A 15,118-nucleotide genomic window follows, 5' to 3' on the forward strand; every position below is an offset into this window, starting at 1 on the left:
AAGGTGAATACGGATGAACGACGTGTTGTGGCAACCCACTGAGGCACAGGTGAAGGCCAGTCGAATGGACCAGCTGCGCCGTGCAATCAACCACCAGTACGGGCTGGAGCTTGCCGACTACGCGGCGCTGCACCGCTGGAGCATCGAGCAGCGCCCGGCCTTCTGGCAGGCTATCGCCCAGACCTTCGACGTACAGTGGCATACCCCGCCCAGCCAGGTGCTGGAGGAAGGGCCACAGATGCCGGACGCACGCTGGTTCCCTTCGGCCACGTTGAACTTCGCCGAACACCTGTTACGCCGCCGCGACAGCCACCCGGCGCTTATCAGCCTGCGTGAGGACGGCACGCGCCACAGCCTCAGCCACGCGCAACTGGCCGCCGAAGTGGCCGGCCTGCAGCGCAGCCTGCAAGCCGCCGGTATCGGCATCGGCGACCGTGTGGCGGCCTGCATGCCCAATACCTGGCAGACGCTGGTGGCGATGCTCGCCTGCACCAGCCTCGGTGCGGTGTGGTCGTGCTCCTCGCCGGAGTTCGGCACCCACGGCATCATCGATCGCTTTGGCCAGATCGAACCCAGGCTGTTGCTGGTGTGTGCCGGTTATGAGTACGCCGGCAAGGCGCTGAGCCAGGTCGACAAGATCAACCAGGTGCTGGCGCAGTTGCCCAGCCTCGAGCACCTGCTGGTGGTGCCTTATACCCACACTCAGGCCCGTGTCGAAGACTTCGTGTGCGCCGCCACGGTCAGCCTGTGGGACGACTTCTATCAGGCGGGCGGCGAGCCGCGGTTCACCGCGCTGCCGTTCGATCATCCGCTGTACATCCTCTATTCCAGCGGCACCACCGGGGTGCCCAAATGCATCGTGCACAGCGCCGGCGGCGTGCTGTTGCAGCACCTGAAGGAACACGGCCTGCACAATGACCTGCGCGCCGACGACTGCCTGTTCTACTACACCACCTGCGGCTGGATGATGTGGAACTGGCTGGTCAGTGGCCTGGCCCTGGGGGCAACGCTGGTGCTGTATGACGGCTCACCCTTTCATCCCGGCCCCGCACGCCTGCTGGACCTGGTCGACGCCGAAGGCATCAGCGTGTTCGGTACCAGTGCCAAGTACCTGGCGGCGCTTGAGCAAGCCGGTTTGCAACCGCACAGCAGCCACCGCCTGGACGCGCTGCGGTTGCTGCTGTGCACCGGCTCGCCACTGTCGCCACAAAGTTATGACTACGTGTACCGGCACATGAAGGCTGATGTGTGCCTGGCCTCGATGTCCGGCGGCACCGATATCGTCTCCTGCTTCGTCATCGGCAACCCGGTGCTGCCGGTTCGCCGTGGCGAGATCCAGTGCAAGAGCCTGGGCATGGCCGTCGAGGTGTGGGACGACGATGGCCGGCGTGTGGTCGGTGAAAAAGGTGAGCTGGTGTGCACCCGGCACTTCCCGGCCATGGCGTTGGGGTTCTGGAACGACCCCGACGGCTCACGGTTCAAGGCCGCCTACTTCGAACAGTTCCCGGGGGTGTGGGCGCAGGGCGATTACGCCGAGGAAACCGCGCAGGGCGGCATGTTGATCCATGGACGCTCGGACGCGGTGCTCAACCCCGGCGGCGTGCGTATTGGCACCGCCGAAATCTACCGCGAGGTGGAAACGGTCGAACAGGTACTGGAAAGCGTGGCCATCGGTCAGCAATGGCAAGGCGATGTGCGGGTGGTGCTGTTCGTGCGCCTGCGTGAGGGGCTGAGCCTGGATGACGCGTTGCAGGCGCACCTGCGCCAGGTGATTCGCGCCAACACCAGTGCCCGTCACGTGCCGGCGGTGATCGTGCAGGTTGCGGACGTTCCGCGCACCATCAGCGGCAAGGTCGTGGAACTTGCAGTGCGCAATGTGGTGCACGGCCTGGCGGTGAAAAACACCGATGCGCTGGCCAACCCCGAGGCGCTGGCACACTTTCGAGACCGCGCCGAACTGCGCGATCAGGCATAATCAGCGGCTTTTACCTGCACCCGAGGCACCATGAAAGCACAGGCCCGCCATATCCTGGTCAAGACCGCCGAAGAGGCAGAGCAACTCAAGCAACGCATCGCCAAGGGCGAAGCCTTCGATGTGCTGGCCAAAAAGCACTCCACCTGCCCTTCCGGCAAGCGCGGCGGCGACCTGGGCGAGGTGCGTCCCGGACAGATGGTCGGTGCCATCGACCAGGTCATTTTCAAGAAGCCGCTGCGGGTGGTACACGGGCCGATCAAGAGCAAGTTCGGCTACCATCTGGTGCAGGTGTTCTATCGCGACTGACTAGAGACTGTCGTGGGCCTGGCGTGCCAGGGCCGTCTGCTTGTCGATGAGGTCACGGCGCAGGCCCGAGACCAGGTTGGTGATCGCACGGTTGCTGTTGAGCTGCGCAGCGCTGATACCGGTAACCTGCAGGTCGATGCGCTGAAAGCGGCTGTCGTACAGCTGTACGGTCAAGGAGTGGTCCGACGCCTGCGTACAACGACAGCGTACCGGTAAAAATCTGCTTTCGATGATGTTGCTCAGTTCCAGCGTGGATAACATATCCCTGTCTCCCTGGCAGTGGGCGGTGATGCACCGCACGTCCTGAGAGAGCGTAGGCCAGCGCCGTCCGGTTGCTCAGAACCTTTTCTGATATCACACCCGGTTTCGCGCGCCACCTGACATTTATGCCAGTTGTGACAGTGGGTAAGTGCCTGTATCACAGAAGCCACACTGACTCGCGAGGAAACGCCATGAGCGCTGCGTGGCGTGTGCTCCTGGCCGGCGTGCCACTGCTCGGCCCATTGTCGATGCTGTCCACGGCCCAGGCTGCCTGCTTGTTCGGCCCGGATAGCGGCAACGACCGCTATGTGTGCAGCAGCGGCAACGCGCCTGCCTTGACCGACCTGAACGGCAACAACAGCCTGCTGATGCCGGCCGACGGTACCGGCACGATCGTCGGCAACGTGATCTTTGGTGCGGGGGCAGACCACGTCGAGATCGCATCGGGCACCATTGGCGGGGTCGTCGACCAGGGCGCGGGCGTCGACACGTTCATCATGAGCGGCGGACAGATTCAGGCACTGCAGCAGGGCAACAGCCGCGACCTGTTCGACATGAGCGGCGGGCGCATCGTCGGCGCGTTCGAGGACGGTGACGTGGCGCGCATGAGCGGCGGACGTATCGGCCGTGTCGACATGAAGCTGGACAACAACCTGTTCGACATGTCGGGTGGCGTGATCGACGGCAACCTGGTGGCCGGATTCGGCAAGGACACCGCCCTGCTCAGCGGCGGGCGGATCGGCGGCAACGTCAGCCTCAGCGGTGGCGATGACCGTATCACCCTGACCGGCACCGAGGTGCTTGGCAATGTGCTGCTCAGTTTTGGCAACGACCAGTTGGTCTGGCGTGAGGGCGGTATCGTGTACGGCACGGTGCAGATGGGCGAAGGCGATGATCAGGCCCTGCTGGTCAATCTCGATGAGCACCGCCTGGGGCTGACCCGGCAACTGGACGCGGGCCTGGGCACCGACAGCCTGCTGCTGGATAACACTCGAACCAGCGTGGGCGCCCGTTACGTCGGCTGGGAACACGTCACCCTGCGCAGCGCCTCGGCCTTTACCCTCGACGATACCCTTGTGCTGGGCGATGTCGGCACGCGCACCGGTACATTGCAGATCGATGCCGGTAGCCAGCTGATCTCCCGCAGCGGGCAGGTCACAGCCGTCACATCCGGCCAGCAGGTGACGGTCAAAAATGCCGGGGTCATCGACCTCGGCAGCGGCGCTGACGCACAGGGTCAACTGGCGCTCAACGGCCACTACGTGGGCAACAACGCCGTGCTGCGGCTCAACAGCGTGCTGGCAGGCGACGGCGCAGCATCCGACAGGCTGGTGATACACCAGGGCACGCTGGAGGGCGCTACCCGCCTCGACATCACCAACCTGGGCGGGCGTGGTGCAACCACGTCTGCCAACGGCATCGAAGTGGTAAGGGCCGCCGCCGGCACGACCAGCAGCGCGACGGCGTTCAGCCTGGGGCAGCCACTGTCGGCCGGACCTTATCAGTATTACCTGTTCAAAGGCGGCGTGACCGCCGACAGCGAGAACAGCTGGTACCTGCGTTCGAGCGTGGTGGCTGCGCCACCGCCGGGGCAGCCTGCGCCGTCGGTGCCTGTCGCCGCGCCGGGCACCCCACTGCTGCCTGGCGCAACGGCCGGCCACCCCATCGTGCTGTATCGCGCCGAGGTACCGGTGTATGCCACTGCCAGCCGCGCGGCGGCCTTGATTACACGCACCAGCCTGGCCACCTTCCACCAGCGCCAGGGCGAGCAGACGCTGCTCAAGGAAGACGGCGCAGTGGCCGCGGGCTGGGGGCGTACGTTCGGCGAGCACGTGCGCCGGCACTGGTCAGGTACCGTCTCGCCCAGCCTGGCGGGTAATCTGAGTGGGTTTCAGGTGGGCCATGACCTATACGCGCGGCGCACCGACAGCGGCTATCGCCAGCACGTCGGCGTGTCGATCAGCCACACGCGGCTCAGCGGTGCTGTCAAAGGCTTTGCCTTGGGTTTCGTCGACACCGCGGTGGGCGACATCAAGCTCGACGGTGACAGTGTGGGGGCCTACTGGACGCTGATGGCGCCGCAACAGTGGTACCTGGACACGGTGCTGCAATACACCGACCTGCAGGGTCGGGCCCGTTCAGAGCGCGGGGTGAAGCTCGACCTGAACGGCCATGCGCTGGCGGCATCGGTGGAAACGGGCTATCCGCTGGCGCTGAGGGATCGCTGGGTGATCGAACCGCAACTGCAACTGATTGCCCAGAACGTCGAGTTCGATACCCGCAGCGACGGCATCTCGCGTGTGAGCCAGCGTAGCCAGACCCAATGGACGGGGCGCCTGGGAGCCCGCGTGAGGGGCCACTACATGGCTGGCGGTGTTGCCCTGCAACCCGTTGTGCGCAGCAACCTGTGGCGTAGCTTCGGCGGCCACGACACCCTCGCGTTTGACTCGATCAACCCGATCAGCACCGATCAGGCCGGCACCTGGATGGAGATCGGCGCTGGCTTGAGTGCGCAGTTGAGCCCCGCCGTGGCGGTCTACGCCGGGGCCAACTACAGCGCCAACCTCGATAGTCGCCAACAGGCGTCGGTGGGCGGCACCCTGGGCCTGCGGGTGAGCTGGTGACGTTCAGGCGCGCCGCGCGGCCAACAGTCCTGCCCCGGCCACGCTCAACAGCGTGGCACTGACACGGTTGAACACACGGCGCGGCCCGGGCTGGCTGAACCAGCGCTGCATATAGGCACCCAGCCAGCCGTAGAGCGCAATGGCGACCCACTCCAGCAGCAGGAACAGACCGCCCAGCCAGGCGAACTGCTCGCTCACCGGCGTAGGGCTGGCGACATTGACGAATTGCGGCAGGAAGGCGGTAAAGATAAGGATCGCCTTCGGGTTGCCAGCGGCCACCAGGAATTCCTGACGCGCCAGGTGCAACGTCCCCAGGGTGCGCCCGTCGGCCTGCGCCGCCTCGCCTACCGGGGCCCGCCACAATTGCCAGGCAATGTAGAACAGGTAGCCGGCGCCCAGCACCTTGACCAGCAGGAACAGGTATTCGCTGGTGTGCAACACCACTGCCAGGCCCATGGCGGCCAGCACGATCATGCCGGCGAATGCCAGCAGGCGACCGGCGCCGGCCACGCAGGCGGTATGCAGGCCATAACGGCTGGCGTTGTTGAGCGACAGCAAGTTGTTGGGGCCCGGTGCCATATTCAGCGCAAAACAGGCGGGGACGAACAATGCGAGGGTGGCGAGGTCCATGGCAGGCTCCAGCGGCTTGAGCAGCGAGTGTCGAGGCACCGCCGGTGCCCGTCAAGTAGGGTATGATCGCGTGCTTTCCCGACAGCCGCCAAGGAGGCAACGATGTTCGAACGCAGCGCGTGGGGCGTGCCCGTTGATTGAGTTCTTTGTGATAGGGGCCTTGCTGATCATCATCGCCGTCGGGCTGGTGGCGGTGAATCTGTACTTCCTGTCCATCGGCAGCGTACACGGCTACATCAATCACCGGATCGGTGGCGGACGGCATGTGGTGTACACGCTGCGCGATAACGCCGATGCCTTTTACCTCACGATTACAGCGAATCTGGTGTTCTGCGCCGGGATGGCCATAGTCGGTGTGATCCTGGCTTGGTATGCCCTGCGCCAGTTGCGCAAGCGTCCGACCAAGCCCAACGGCGAACCGTGGTGGTTCATCTAACGTGGGTTGACCAGCGTGAGGTGGGCAAGGTCCAGCAGGCTGAAATGGCCGCTGGCCCAGCCAGCTGTATCGATATGCCAGACATTGCCCAGCACCCGCACCTCGCGCAGTGGTGTATGCCCGACCACCAGCGCGCGCAGACCGCCCACACCAGACGCATCGTCCTGCTGCAGGCGCCGTCGCGACCACTGGCAGACCTCTTGGATATCGGCCGCTGGCGCGTGCTTGAAGTGCTCGCATAACGACTGCCAGTGGGCGAACGGACAATCAGCGTGCAGCAAGCCGATCAGGCCCTCGGCCGTGTCCAGTTGCAGGGCCAGCGGCATCCGTTCGAACGCCGCCGCGAACCGAGCCTGAAGCTTCGCGTCCAGGTCAAGAAACCAGCCGCCGCCACTGGCCCGGTACAGGCCACGGTCCAGCCACTGGCCACGCACATGGGCAATGGCCAACGCCTCGTGATTACCCTGCACGGCATGAAACCAGGGCAGGCTCAGCCAGGCCAGGGCCTGTTCACTGTGCGGGCCGCGATCGACCAGGTCGCCCACACTGAAAAGGCGGTCGGTGACAGGGTCGAAGCCAACAGCATCCAGCGCCTGTTGCAGGCGCGCAAAATGCCCGTGCACATCACCGACTGCAAGGTCGCGACCGCGTGGATTGGCGCTCAGGCGCTGTACACCGTTCATGCTCGCTCCTCTTCGGACGGTTGCACACCTGTTAGACTGGCGCTTTTTGAGGGAATCGTCACCCATGGGCATCAAGAAATCCTCCGCCGAACTCAAGCGCGACCTTAAGCTGGTGGCGACCAGCCTGGAGCGTACGGCGGGTGAAATCAGCAAGCTGGCAGAGCGCATCAAGGATGTGGACGTGGTGGCGGTACTGCACCTGATGAACCGCCTTTACCGCGACTCGGACAAGCTCAAGGCCTACGCCGACGAGGTCAAGGACGGGCGTATCGTGCGTGGTAAATCCGACTGAGGGTGCCCCGGGACGTTTCGCGGCTGGCTGCTACACTTAGTTCGCTGACGGGAGGAATACACCATGTCCGACAAAGAGATCACCACCCTGCTGACCCTGATCAACCACCGCCAGGACCGTTTGGCTGTGGCCTGCAAGGAAATTGCCGACTGGATCGACCGTCAGGGCGACATCCCTGTAGCGGGCAAGATCCGCGACACACTCAAAGCTGTCGAAGCCGACGAGGTGCTGGTGAAAAAGACCCTGACCACGCTGACGCTGGATCGCCCGCTACCCCGGTTTCGCTAGCACTTGCGGGTAAGCCCACTGTTTGCCAGGTGCGCGCTGCCATTGCAGCGCACTCACTCGTGCCCCAGTTGCCGGGTAGCCGCCAGGGATAATGGCCTGGCAATATCACTCAAAGCACATTAAATTCCCCGTCGCCTCTCCATCACCGATCAGGGAATGAATGTAATCATGAAGCTTTTCTACGCACTTGCCATTGCGGCGCTGGCTTTGGTCGGCTGTGACAAACAGCCAGAATCCTCGACAACCGGCAGCGCAACGGCCCAGTGCCACAAGGACACCGACTGCAAGGGCGATCGGATCTGCGAAGCGGGTGTCTGCACCTCGCCACAGTCGGCCGCCAACCTCACCGGCGCCAAGCCTGAGCCTGCCCTGCAAGCCCCTGCCGCGCCGTCGATGGCCTACACGCCGATGGCGATCAGTGACGACCAGGTCGGCGGTGTATTCACCCTGGACACCCGTGAAATGGGGGGGCGCCGCGATCAACTACGTCTCCCGTGCCGGTGTGGTCAACGTCATGGAGTTCGTGGTCGATGATGTCGACCTCACCACCTATGTCGGCGTAGAAAAGGCCTATGCCTTTGGCGGCAAGTACCTGCTGGTGGTATCGACCGGTGAATCGGGCATGTCCTGCCCCGCCACCACCTATGCGTTCACCTATGACAGCGCCTCGGAATCGGTCACCGGCAAGACCGAGATCGATGGCTGCTCCGAGAACGTCGAGGCACTGGCCGAGGGCAACAAGCTGACCGTGAAGAAGGAAGGCAAGGCCAGCGTGTTCTACAACGGCGACGTCAAGTAATCCACGCCTGCAAGGACGTGCTGGACAAGGGGTCCATTCAGGACGGTGCGTCATGCTGAGCGCCGACCATGACCTAGCCGTACACTACCCGATCAGGCTCACCGCCGCTGGGGGATAATCTGAAAAGCCCGGCATTGCGCCGGGCTTTTTGCCATCAGTCATTGGGCAGTGGCATGTCTTCATCGTCTGGCACCCCATCGCCACTGGCGGGGTCCTTCCAATCCTCGGGTCGGTCCTCAGGCACCACCTGCGGGCGTCCAAGCGGGTCGATGTCTTCGGGCTCCGAAGGCTGAGCAGGGTCTTGTCCTTGGGCAATCGATTGGTCAGTCATATTCACCTCGCCATGAGCCCCGGAAAAGCCGGGCCTCAATGGTTCGAGAGCACTGCAGTGAAGTGGTGCGTGCGAGGCGACGAATGGGCCCGGTTCAGCCGTTACTGATCGTGCTCGACATCGTCCAGCAATCCCCAGGCGTCATCCTCCTCGTCATCGAACAGCGGGTCGACTTCCTGCTCGCACACGCCATGGTCATCATGAAACTCGTGATCGAGCAGGTGATCGTGTTCGGGTTCATGGAGGTCATCGTTCATCGGTGGTGTCCGCAGTGTTGCTGGAAGTAGGGCCGGTATTTAACCAGACTGCACAGCTGTTCCATAGCACGCCACGTCTCTCCAGGTGATCTGCCGCCAGCAACGCCTTGTCATCGCGGCCTTGGGCCTTGATTGATGCGTTGGCGTGTATCAGCGACGCCCGCCTTGCCTGGAGAAATTTATGACCACGCCGGCGTCTTCCCCCTGGCCGGTCAGCAAGAGTTCGGCAGCGCGAATGCTGCGCACTGAAGCAGACAGCATTGCACTCATGCTGGGGTAATTACTGCGGACATCGACACCTTCAAGAAAGGTGTAGGTGAAGTCACCGGACTTCGCGCCGGCACGTTCATAGCTGGAGAGCCTGGCTGCATAGTCCTCTTGGTCTGGCGACCGCCATTTCAGCTCAAAAAGGTCCAGTTGCGTCTTGCCATCGGACATTGCCACGAGCGTGAGCGACTGCCTCAGCGCCCCTAGGGCAGACGCATACAGGTCCTGGTCGAACCTGCTCACCAGCGAAACAGTCGTGAGCTTGGCGTCTGAGAAAAACAGCGCAAGGGAAAATTTCTCGCCGTTGAAATCGACGTCGTCCTTGCACATCGCGGCAGCGCCGACGTACTCGGTACAGTCATAAAAGCCCTTGGCCGCGGTGTAGGCTTTTTGCGGCGAACCGTAGGTAAAGTCCTTGAAGAGGTTATCCTGTGCCGCCGCTGCAGCACACATGCCCAGCAGCATCGCCAAGGTGGTCCCGGCAGACACAATAGTTCTTGCCATCAGGCACATCCTTACACTGTGATAGCCTTGCCGACGCAGGCCCCCCCCACAGCAGCGTATGACACGAGGGGTTGCTTGCCAGATGACATGGCCACATGACAGGGAGTTGCGGGTTGGAACACGTTCTAAGGCATCTTGCCGTATCAGGCTTAATGCTGGTCATCTTTCTATCAGTGGTCTGGCGCCTGGGCAACACTCGGCGCTGGGAGCTGCGCGTTGAAGAAGACCTGGCGGCGGCGTTGCAGCGGTTTAACATCATGCAGCATGATCTGCTCATGGATCAGGTCGTACGCCCAGGCCCGAGCAGGATGGGCCAGGTTTATCGCATTCTGCATGACCGGCAGGGGCATTATTTTCTGTACCTGCACATGCAGGGCCACAAAGGCATGCTCAAGCCACTGACCCCGGAACAGGCGTTGCTGGCCGTGAAGATGAACGCCTGATGCCGCCTCGATTCAGCGGCGCCACACGGTTACGGAAATTTACTGACATGCCAAAGGATGATGCCTGATGTGGCTGCTTGAGCTTGTGTCCGACCTGCTCGTGGCACTGGGCAATTACCAGTCGCCAAACTGGAAACCGCGCCGAGTCTTTACCCGCGGCTTTGTCGCGTTCTGCGTGTTCGTGGCGGTGTTTGAGTTGTTCACGTTGTACATGATGTTCGGCGGGCGCGAGTAACACTCATTCGCCGCCGATGCATCGGGGTTTCAGCCAGGAGCTGGCCTCAGGCCCGGCGGTACTTTGACCAGAGCGCCGTTGCGAGCAGTACTACACCGGGAATGAGCAAGCCCACTGCGGTGTAGCCGAATGCCGGTTGGCCCGAAAGGCCTACAGCGGCAAAGCCAAGGCCAACGGCAGTCATTGGGCCGCCTGCGATGAGGAATGGGTTGCGCGTTGTCCTGCTCATGTCTGTCCTCCTGTGGGTCGCCCATTTAACCATACAAACCCGCACGGGCAGGTATGCTCTGGCGCGGCAGCACTGAAAGCGTCAGTTGCGATAAGGTGATCCAGCATAGGGATGCGCTTGTCGACGCGTCTTCCAGCACTGCCAATACCTTCTAAGCAACAGAGGTACTCAAGGCAAGTCAAAGGCCCTCGAATTCAAACGGTGCGGACTCCTTGAAGTGAGCGGAGACTTCACCCGAGTAAATCGTTGCCTGGTGCGGACCCAGGTCCAGTTTTCTGACTTTTCCGGTTGCCTTGCTGAAGTCAAGCTTCTTCAGGTCAACCCAGAACGTGTTAGGGGTTACAGCGGACTCAAAAAAATACTGCTTCTGCTTATGATCCACCACGGTGCGCCAGCGGGTGAACGAAATCAGGGGTTGGTCTGGCGTCGTGAAACCGAAGGGCACAGAGACATTTCTGATCACGCTGAAGACGCTGGCCAGTGTAAACCGTGCATCCTGATTCTTGGGTAGCGCGTTCACATAGAACGAGGCCCGAGCAAAGCGATCTGGGGAACGGTTAGTACCCGGCAACTCCTCTGTGCCATCAATGGTTTGCCAATAGGCGTTCATTTCCAACTGCTTTTCAAATACCGGAGAGTTCGTCATCACCTGGTATCGCCTGGCATGGTGAATGACCTGCCTCCCACCGATGTACTCGATGATAGCGCTATCGCCTGTTGCATCGGATATCGAGAGGTGCAACGTCGCCAGGCGTGTCTCGCCAGGGGCTGGTTTGCTCACGATGTGGAGCGGCTTGGCCTCCAGCGACTCGACCGCTTCAGCCACTGTCTTGAAATTATCCAATACATATTGAGCCCACGCCGCGACACTGAGCCCTGCCTTGCCCCGGTCAATGTCGGGATACTCTGACTCGGCCAGCCAGAGCAGGTTGGCCGCCAAGCCCACTTCATTGATGCCATCTGTCGTGGAAATATCATACCCCGACGCAATGACACTGCCATATTTAGAGGTCCAGACAAGTGAAAGTGGCCCTGCCGCCCCCTCGCGGTGCATACCCTGCGGGAATACCCACAAGTTGGTTTCGATATCCTTTGTCCAGTCCATTGAGCGTGCGGTCATTACCTGCTGATTGTCCCCAAGGTATACCAGCCGTGTGCACGCGTGCACGACCGGTAATGATGAGCAGAATCCAACCAGAGCCAATGCAACTCCTTTTGCTGCGGGTGACAGTTTCATTCCTTTGATTCCTTGGATGGGCTGTTTTATCAACAGGCGCGGGCACAAGGGCCCGCGCCTGTTCATTCACGCAGCATCAAGCGGTTTCGCAATCAATATCAGCCAGTCTCGCCACGCCGGCACCTGGTGTCGCGGGGATAAGCGTGTAGGCCTTCAATACTTTGGACGGATCGCCAATTGGGCTCTCGGTAAGTTCCAGCCGGGTACCAATACCTGCCACGCCATCAAAACTCCCATCACCCGAATAAAAAACCTGATTGCCGCGCACGGTAAAACCGGCCTGAGGGAATTTGGTGAAAATATCAGCAACCGAATGGAACCAGTAATAGTGACCATCAATTTTGCTGGGGCTGTTGCTGCACACAGAGCCACTCAATGTAAATTTGTTGTGAAAGTTCTGCGTGACCCTGCTTTCATCAATGATAAGCACCGACTGCACCTGGGTTTTGGCAGGGACAATGACCGGTTGCGCGACCTCCCATGTCTTCGTCTCTGTCTGCGTGTTTGTTTGCGTACTTGAAAAGCTGAGTTCGCCGCTGATAGTGGTTTCCACTGACATGATCGGTGCCACACCCACCTTATAGGTCACGGACATCCCAAGCTTGATGCCCTCCTGGAGGGACCAGGTGAAGGTGCTCGACGTGGCTTTGGAAAACTTCACAGACTGTGATTGTTCAACAGAGGTGGCGTTGACCAGCACCTGCTGGGAAGCAATTTGTGGCACGACCACCTTGTTAGGGTTTCCGTAGTATTCAATATGTTCGTCTGACACCACCATCTTGTACTGTTCGTACCCTGACTGCACCGGATTCATGCGATCGCACTTTCCGCCTTTCTGCTTGCACCACCAGTCACCGTAGCGCTTGAAAATAGCATCCAAATCTACAACGCTCATATTCACTTTCCTTAGTAAATAGTGAAATGCCCATCTGCCAATGCAGATATTGGCTTGACTGTTAACAGCAGCGAAACACAAACCAATAAAGCACGGACAGAATAAAAATCAAGATCCGACAAAAGAAAGGGCATTCACTTACAAGCAACGCAGCCTCGGCTTACTCCGCGCGATCCTATATGACCTTTTTCAATTGCTTACTTCTGGTTGGTCTGGAAAGAAAGGTAGCCGCCTTTTTTCTACCGCTGCAGATCGGCTTGTACGGTTCAATGAGAGAGCCTGGCCCGCACTGTAAAAGACACGACGCGTGACGAATCCCCCCGAATTCCCGCGTAACCCGTGTCCACGACCTGCCCTTTTGCGTTGCGGCCTGGCAAAGGCAGGATGTGAATCAGACAGCCAAGTGATACAATCTCGGCCTTCAAGCCCGCGCTCCTGGCATCGGGCATCCGTGAACGTCGGCAGTACGACCCGCGCCACACCTACGCAACTCTGTGCCTGCTGGCTGGATGAACCTCTGTTCATTGCATTGCCGCCAGAGCAGTGCGTCGAGATGTTGCCCTCTACCTACGCAGAATGGATCGGCTCCTCCTCGGATTGGGGGCGCTGCACAAGCTGTCTGCCCGCGAGTCTGGCCGGCACCTACACACACCTCTTGATACTCCGCAGGATAAGCACTTGATCTCCACCGCTAACATCACCATGCAGTTTGGCGCCAAGCCCTTGTTCGAGAACGTCTCGGTCAAGTTCAACAATGGCAACCGCTACGGCCTGATCGGCGCCAACGGCTGTGGCAAGTCGACCTTCATGAAAATCCTCGGCGGCGACCTGGAGCCGTCCGGCGGCCAGGTGATGCTCGAGCCGAACGTGCGCCTGGGCAAGCTGCGCCAGGACCAGTTCGCCTACGAAGAATTTACCGTGATCGACACCGTGATCATGGGCCACGAAGAACTGTGGCGGGTCAAGGCCGAGCGTGATCGCATCTACTCGCTGCCAGAAATGACCGAAGCCGACGGCATGGCCGTGGCCGAGCTGGAAACCGAATTCGCCGAAATGGACGGCTACACCGCCGAATCCCGCGCCGGTGAACTGCTGATGGGCCTGGGTATCCCGCTCGAACAGCATTTCGGCCCGATGACCGAAGTTGCCCCAGGCTGGAAGCTGCGCGTGCTGCTGGCCCAGGCGCTGTTCTCCGACCCGGAAGTGCTGCTGCTCGACGAGCCAACCAACCACCTGGACATCAACACCATCCGCTGGCTGGAAAGCATTCTCACGGCGCGTAACAGCACCATGATCATCATTTCCCACGACCGTCACTTCCTCAACAGCGTCTGCACCCATATGGCCGACCTGGACTACGGCGAGCTGCGCCTGTTCCCGGGCAACTACGATGAGTACATGACCGCCGCCACCCAGTCGCGCGAGCAACTGCTGTCGGACAACGCCAAGAAGAAAGCCCAGATCGCCGAGCTGCAGACCTTCGTCAGCCGCTTCTCGGCCAACGCCTCCAAGGCCAAGCAGGCCACCTCGCGCGCCAAGCAGATGGACAAGATCCAACTGGCCGAAGTCAAGCCGTCGAGCCGCGTCAGCCCGTTCATCCGCTTCGAGCAGACCAAGAAGCTGCACCGCCAGGCCGTGACCATCGAGAAGATGTCCAAGGGCTTCGACGGCAAGACGCTGTTCGAGAACTTCAGTTTTACCGTCGAAGCCGGCGAGCGCGTCGCGATCATCGGCCCCAACGGTATCGGCAAGACCACCCTGCTGCGCACCCTGGTCGGTGAACTGACCCCGGATGCCGGTGCAGTGAAATGGACCGAAAGCGCCGAGCTTGGCTACTACGCCCAGGACCACGCGCACGACTTCGAAGATGACGTCAGCCTGTTCGACTGGATGGGCCAGTGGACCCAGGGCGAACAGATGATCCGCGGCACGCTGGGGCGCATGCTGTTCTCCAACGACGAGATCCTCAAGTCGGTGAAGGTGATTTCCGGTGGTGAGCAAGGCCGCATGCTGTTCGGCAAGCTGATCCTGCAAAAGCCCAACGTGCTGGTGATGGACGAACCGACCAACCACCTGGACATGGAATCGATCGAGGCGCTCAACCTGGCGCTGGAGAACTACCCGGGCACGCTGCTGTTCGTCAGCCACGACCGCGAGTTCGTGTCGTCGCTGGCCACGCGCATCATCGAGCTGAGCCCCAGCGGCGTGATCGACTTCAGCGGCACCTATGACGACTACCTGCGCAGCCAGGGTGTCGTGATCTAAGACCGCACCAAAGCTTCGCCGGCAAGGCCGGCTCCTGCAGGGTTCGTCGCGTTCATGCGAGCCGGGTAGGAGCCAGCCTTGCTGGCGAAGGCTTATTCGTTAGCCTGCTTCCTTTTCCCGCCTCCACCCGCCATCATGGTCGCCTCCAGCCTTGCCCGCGA

General features: G+C 61.2%; 19 protein-coding genes. 11 read left to right on the plus strand and 8 right to left on the minus strand.

Going from position 1 to position 15,118, the window contains the following annotated elements:
- The first annotated feature begins 13 nt into the window (after positions 1 to 13).
- On the plus strand, positions 14 to 1,975 hold the full coding sequence (locus KUO17_RS03695; protein ID WP_217973669.1) for an acetoacetate--CoA ligase: 1,962 nt from the start codon (positions 14 to 16) through the stop codon (positions 1,973 to 1,975).
- Positions 1,976 to 2,005: 30 nt separating this feature from the next.
- A complete protein-coding gene (locus KUO17_RS03700) occupies positions 2,006 to 2,281 on the plus strand; it encodes a peptidylprolyl isomerase (protein ID WP_128325339.1) in 276 nt (91 codons plus the stop codon).
- On the opposite strand, the gene KUO17_RS03705 is transcribed toward KUO17_RS03700, so the two are convergent.
- Positions 2,282 to 2,542 carry a DUF1652 domain-containing protein gene (locus tag KUO17_RS03705; protein WP_217973670.1) on the minus strand — a complete coding sequence of 87 codons (261 nt, stop codon included), beginning with the start codon at positions 2,540 to 2,542 and terminating at the stop codon, positions 2,282 to 2,284.
- Between the two features lie 191 nt (positions 2,543 to 2,733).
- Between KUO17_RS03705 and KUO17_RS03710 the strand changes: the two genes are divergently transcribed.
- A complete protein-coding gene (locus tag KUO17_RS03710) occupies positions 2,734 to 5,166 on the plus strand; it encodes an autotransporter family protein (protein ID WP_217973671.1) in 2,433 nt (810 codons plus the stop codon).
- 3 nt (positions 5,167 to 5,169) lie between these two features.
- Here KUO17_RS03710 and KUO17_RS03715 read toward each other — a convergent pair whose 3' ends face one another.
- The gene (locus KUO17_RS03715; RefSeq protein WP_217973672.1) at positions 5,170 to 5,796 is read right to left on the minus strand and encodes a LysE family translocator; all 627 of its coding nucleotides are present in this window, start codon (positions 5,794 to 5,796) and stop codon (positions 5,170 to 5,172) included.
- A gap of 160 nt (positions 5,797 to 5,956) precedes the next feature.
- Here KUO17_RS03715 and KUO17_RS03720 point away from each other — a divergent pair, with 160 nt between their 5' ends.
- A complete protein-coding gene (locus KUO17_RS03720; protein WP_217973673.1) occupies positions 5,957 to 6,232 on the plus strand; it encodes a hypothetical protein in 276 nt (91 codons plus the stop codon).
- On the opposite strand, the gene KUO17_RS03725 is transcribed toward KUO17_RS03720, so the two are convergent.
- Entirely contained in the window at positions 6,229 to 6,915 is a 687-nt protein-coding gene (locus KUO17_RS03725; RefSeq protein WP_217973674.1) for a metallophosphoesterase, read from the minus strand. The two genes, KUO17_RS03720 and KUO17_RS03725, sit on opposite strands and share 4 nt — an antisense overlap.
- 64 nt (positions 6,916 to 6,979) lie before the next feature.
- Here KUO17_RS03725 and KUO17_RS03730 point away from each other — a divergent pair, with 64 nt between their 5' ends.
- The 4 genes from KUO17_RS03730 (at position 6,980) to KUO17_RS26515 (ending at position 8,294) form a co-directional block, all read left to right on the plus strand.
- The gene (locus KUO17_RS03730) at positions 6,980 to 7,207 is read left to right on the plus strand and encodes a hypothetical protein (protein ID WP_217973675.1); all 228 of its coding nucleotides are present in this window, start codon (positions 6,980 to 6,982) and stop codon (positions 7,205 to 7,207) included.
- A 63-nt stretch (positions 7,208 to 7,270) separates the two neighbouring features.
- Positions 7,271 to 7,495: a hypothetical protein gene (locus KUO17_RS03735; RefSeq protein WP_217973676.1), complete on the plus strand. Its 225-nt coding sequence runs from the start codon at positions 7,271 to 7,273 to the stop codon at positions 7,493 to 7,495.
- A gap of 168 nt (positions 7,496 to 7,663) precedes the next feature.
- Positions 7,664 to 8,029 (plus strand): hypothetical protein, encoded by a 366-nt coding sequence (locus KUO17_RS26510; RefSeq protein ID WP_255263390.1) that lies wholly within the window; start codon positions 7,664 to 7,666, stop codon positions 8,027 to 8,029.
- Positions 8,010 to 8,294, plus strand: coding sequence for a hypothetical protein (locus tag KUO17_RS26515; RefSeq protein ID WP_255263391.1), 285 nt, complete (start codon positions 8,010 to 8,012; stop codon positions 8,292 to 8,294). Before KUO17_RS26510 ends, KUO17_RS26515 begins: the two co-directional genes overlap by 20 nt.
- 154 nt (positions 8,295 to 8,448) lie before the next feature.
- On the opposite strand, the gene KUO17_RS03745 is transcribed toward KUO17_RS26515, so the two are convergent.
- From KUO17_RS03745 to KUO17_RS03755, 3 genes are all read right to left on the minus strand, one after another.
- Positions 8,449 to 8,625 carry a hypothetical protein gene (locus tag KUO17_RS03745; RefSeq protein ID WP_217973677.1) on the minus strand — a complete coding sequence of 59 codons (177 nt, stop codon included), beginning with the start codon at positions 8,623 to 8,625 and terminating at the stop codon, positions 8,449 to 8,451.
- A gap of 101 nt (positions 8,626 to 8,726) precedes the next feature.
- Complete coding sequence (locus KUO17_RS03750; protein ID WP_217973679.1) at positions 8,727 to 8,882, minus strand: hypothetical protein; 156 nt, start codon at positions 8,880 to 8,882, stop codon at positions 8,727 to 8,729.
- Positions 8,883 to 9,032: 150 nt separating this feature from the next.
- A complete protein-coding gene (locus tag KUO17_RS03755) occupies positions 9,033 to 9,653 on the minus strand; it encodes a hypothetical protein (protein ID WP_217973681.1) in 621 nt (206 codons plus the stop codon).
- Between the two features lie 113 nt (positions 9,654 to 9,766).
- On the opposite strand from KUO17_RS03755, the gene KUO17_RS03760 reads away from it, so the two are divergent.
- Positions 9,767 to 10,096 carry a hypothetical protein gene (locus KUO17_RS03760; RefSeq protein ID WP_217973682.1) on the plus strand — a complete coding sequence of 110 codons (330 nt, stop codon included), beginning with the start codon at positions 9,767 to 9,769 and terminating at the stop codon, positions 10,094 to 10,096.
- A gap of 67 nt (positions 10,097 to 10,163) precedes the next feature.
- The gene (locus KUO17_RS03765) at positions 10,164 to 10,331 is read left to right on the plus strand and encodes a hypothetical protein (protein WP_217973683.1); all 168 of its coding nucleotides are present in this window, start codon (positions 10,164 to 10,166) and stop codon (positions 10,329 to 10,331) included.
- A gap of 407 nt (positions 10,332 to 10,738) precedes the next feature.
- Here KUO17_RS03765 and KUO17_RS03770 read toward each other — a convergent pair whose 3' ends face one another.
- A complete protein-coding gene (locus tag KUO17_RS03770) occupies positions 10,739 to 11,797 on the minus strand; it encodes a linear amide C-N hydrolase (protein WP_217973684.1) in 1,059 nt (352 codons plus the stop codon).
- A gap of 76 nt (positions 11,798 to 11,873) precedes the next feature.
- Entirely contained in the window at positions 11,874 to 12,692 is an 819-nt protein-coding gene (locus KUO17_RS03775; protein WP_217973686.1) for an ETX/MTX2 family pore-forming toxin, read from the minus strand.
- Between the two features lie 678 nt (positions 12,693 to 13,370).
- Here KUO17_RS03775 and KUO17_RS03780 point away from each other — a divergent pair.
- Positions 13,371 to 14,957 carry an ABC-F family ATPase gene (locus KUO17_RS03780; protein ID WP_217973687.1) on the plus strand — a complete coding sequence of 529 codons (1,587 nt, stop codon included), beginning with the start codon at positions 13,371 to 13,373 and terminating at the stop codon, positions 14,955 to 14,957.
- Positions 14,958 to 15,118: the final 161 nt, after the last annotated feature.

This window comes from Pseudomonas aegrilactucae, assembly GCF_019168305.1.
GTDB classification, from domain to species: Bacteria; Pseudomonadota; Gammaproteobacteria; order Pseudomonadales; family Pseudomonadaceae; genus Aquipseudomonas; species Aquipseudomonas aegrilactucae.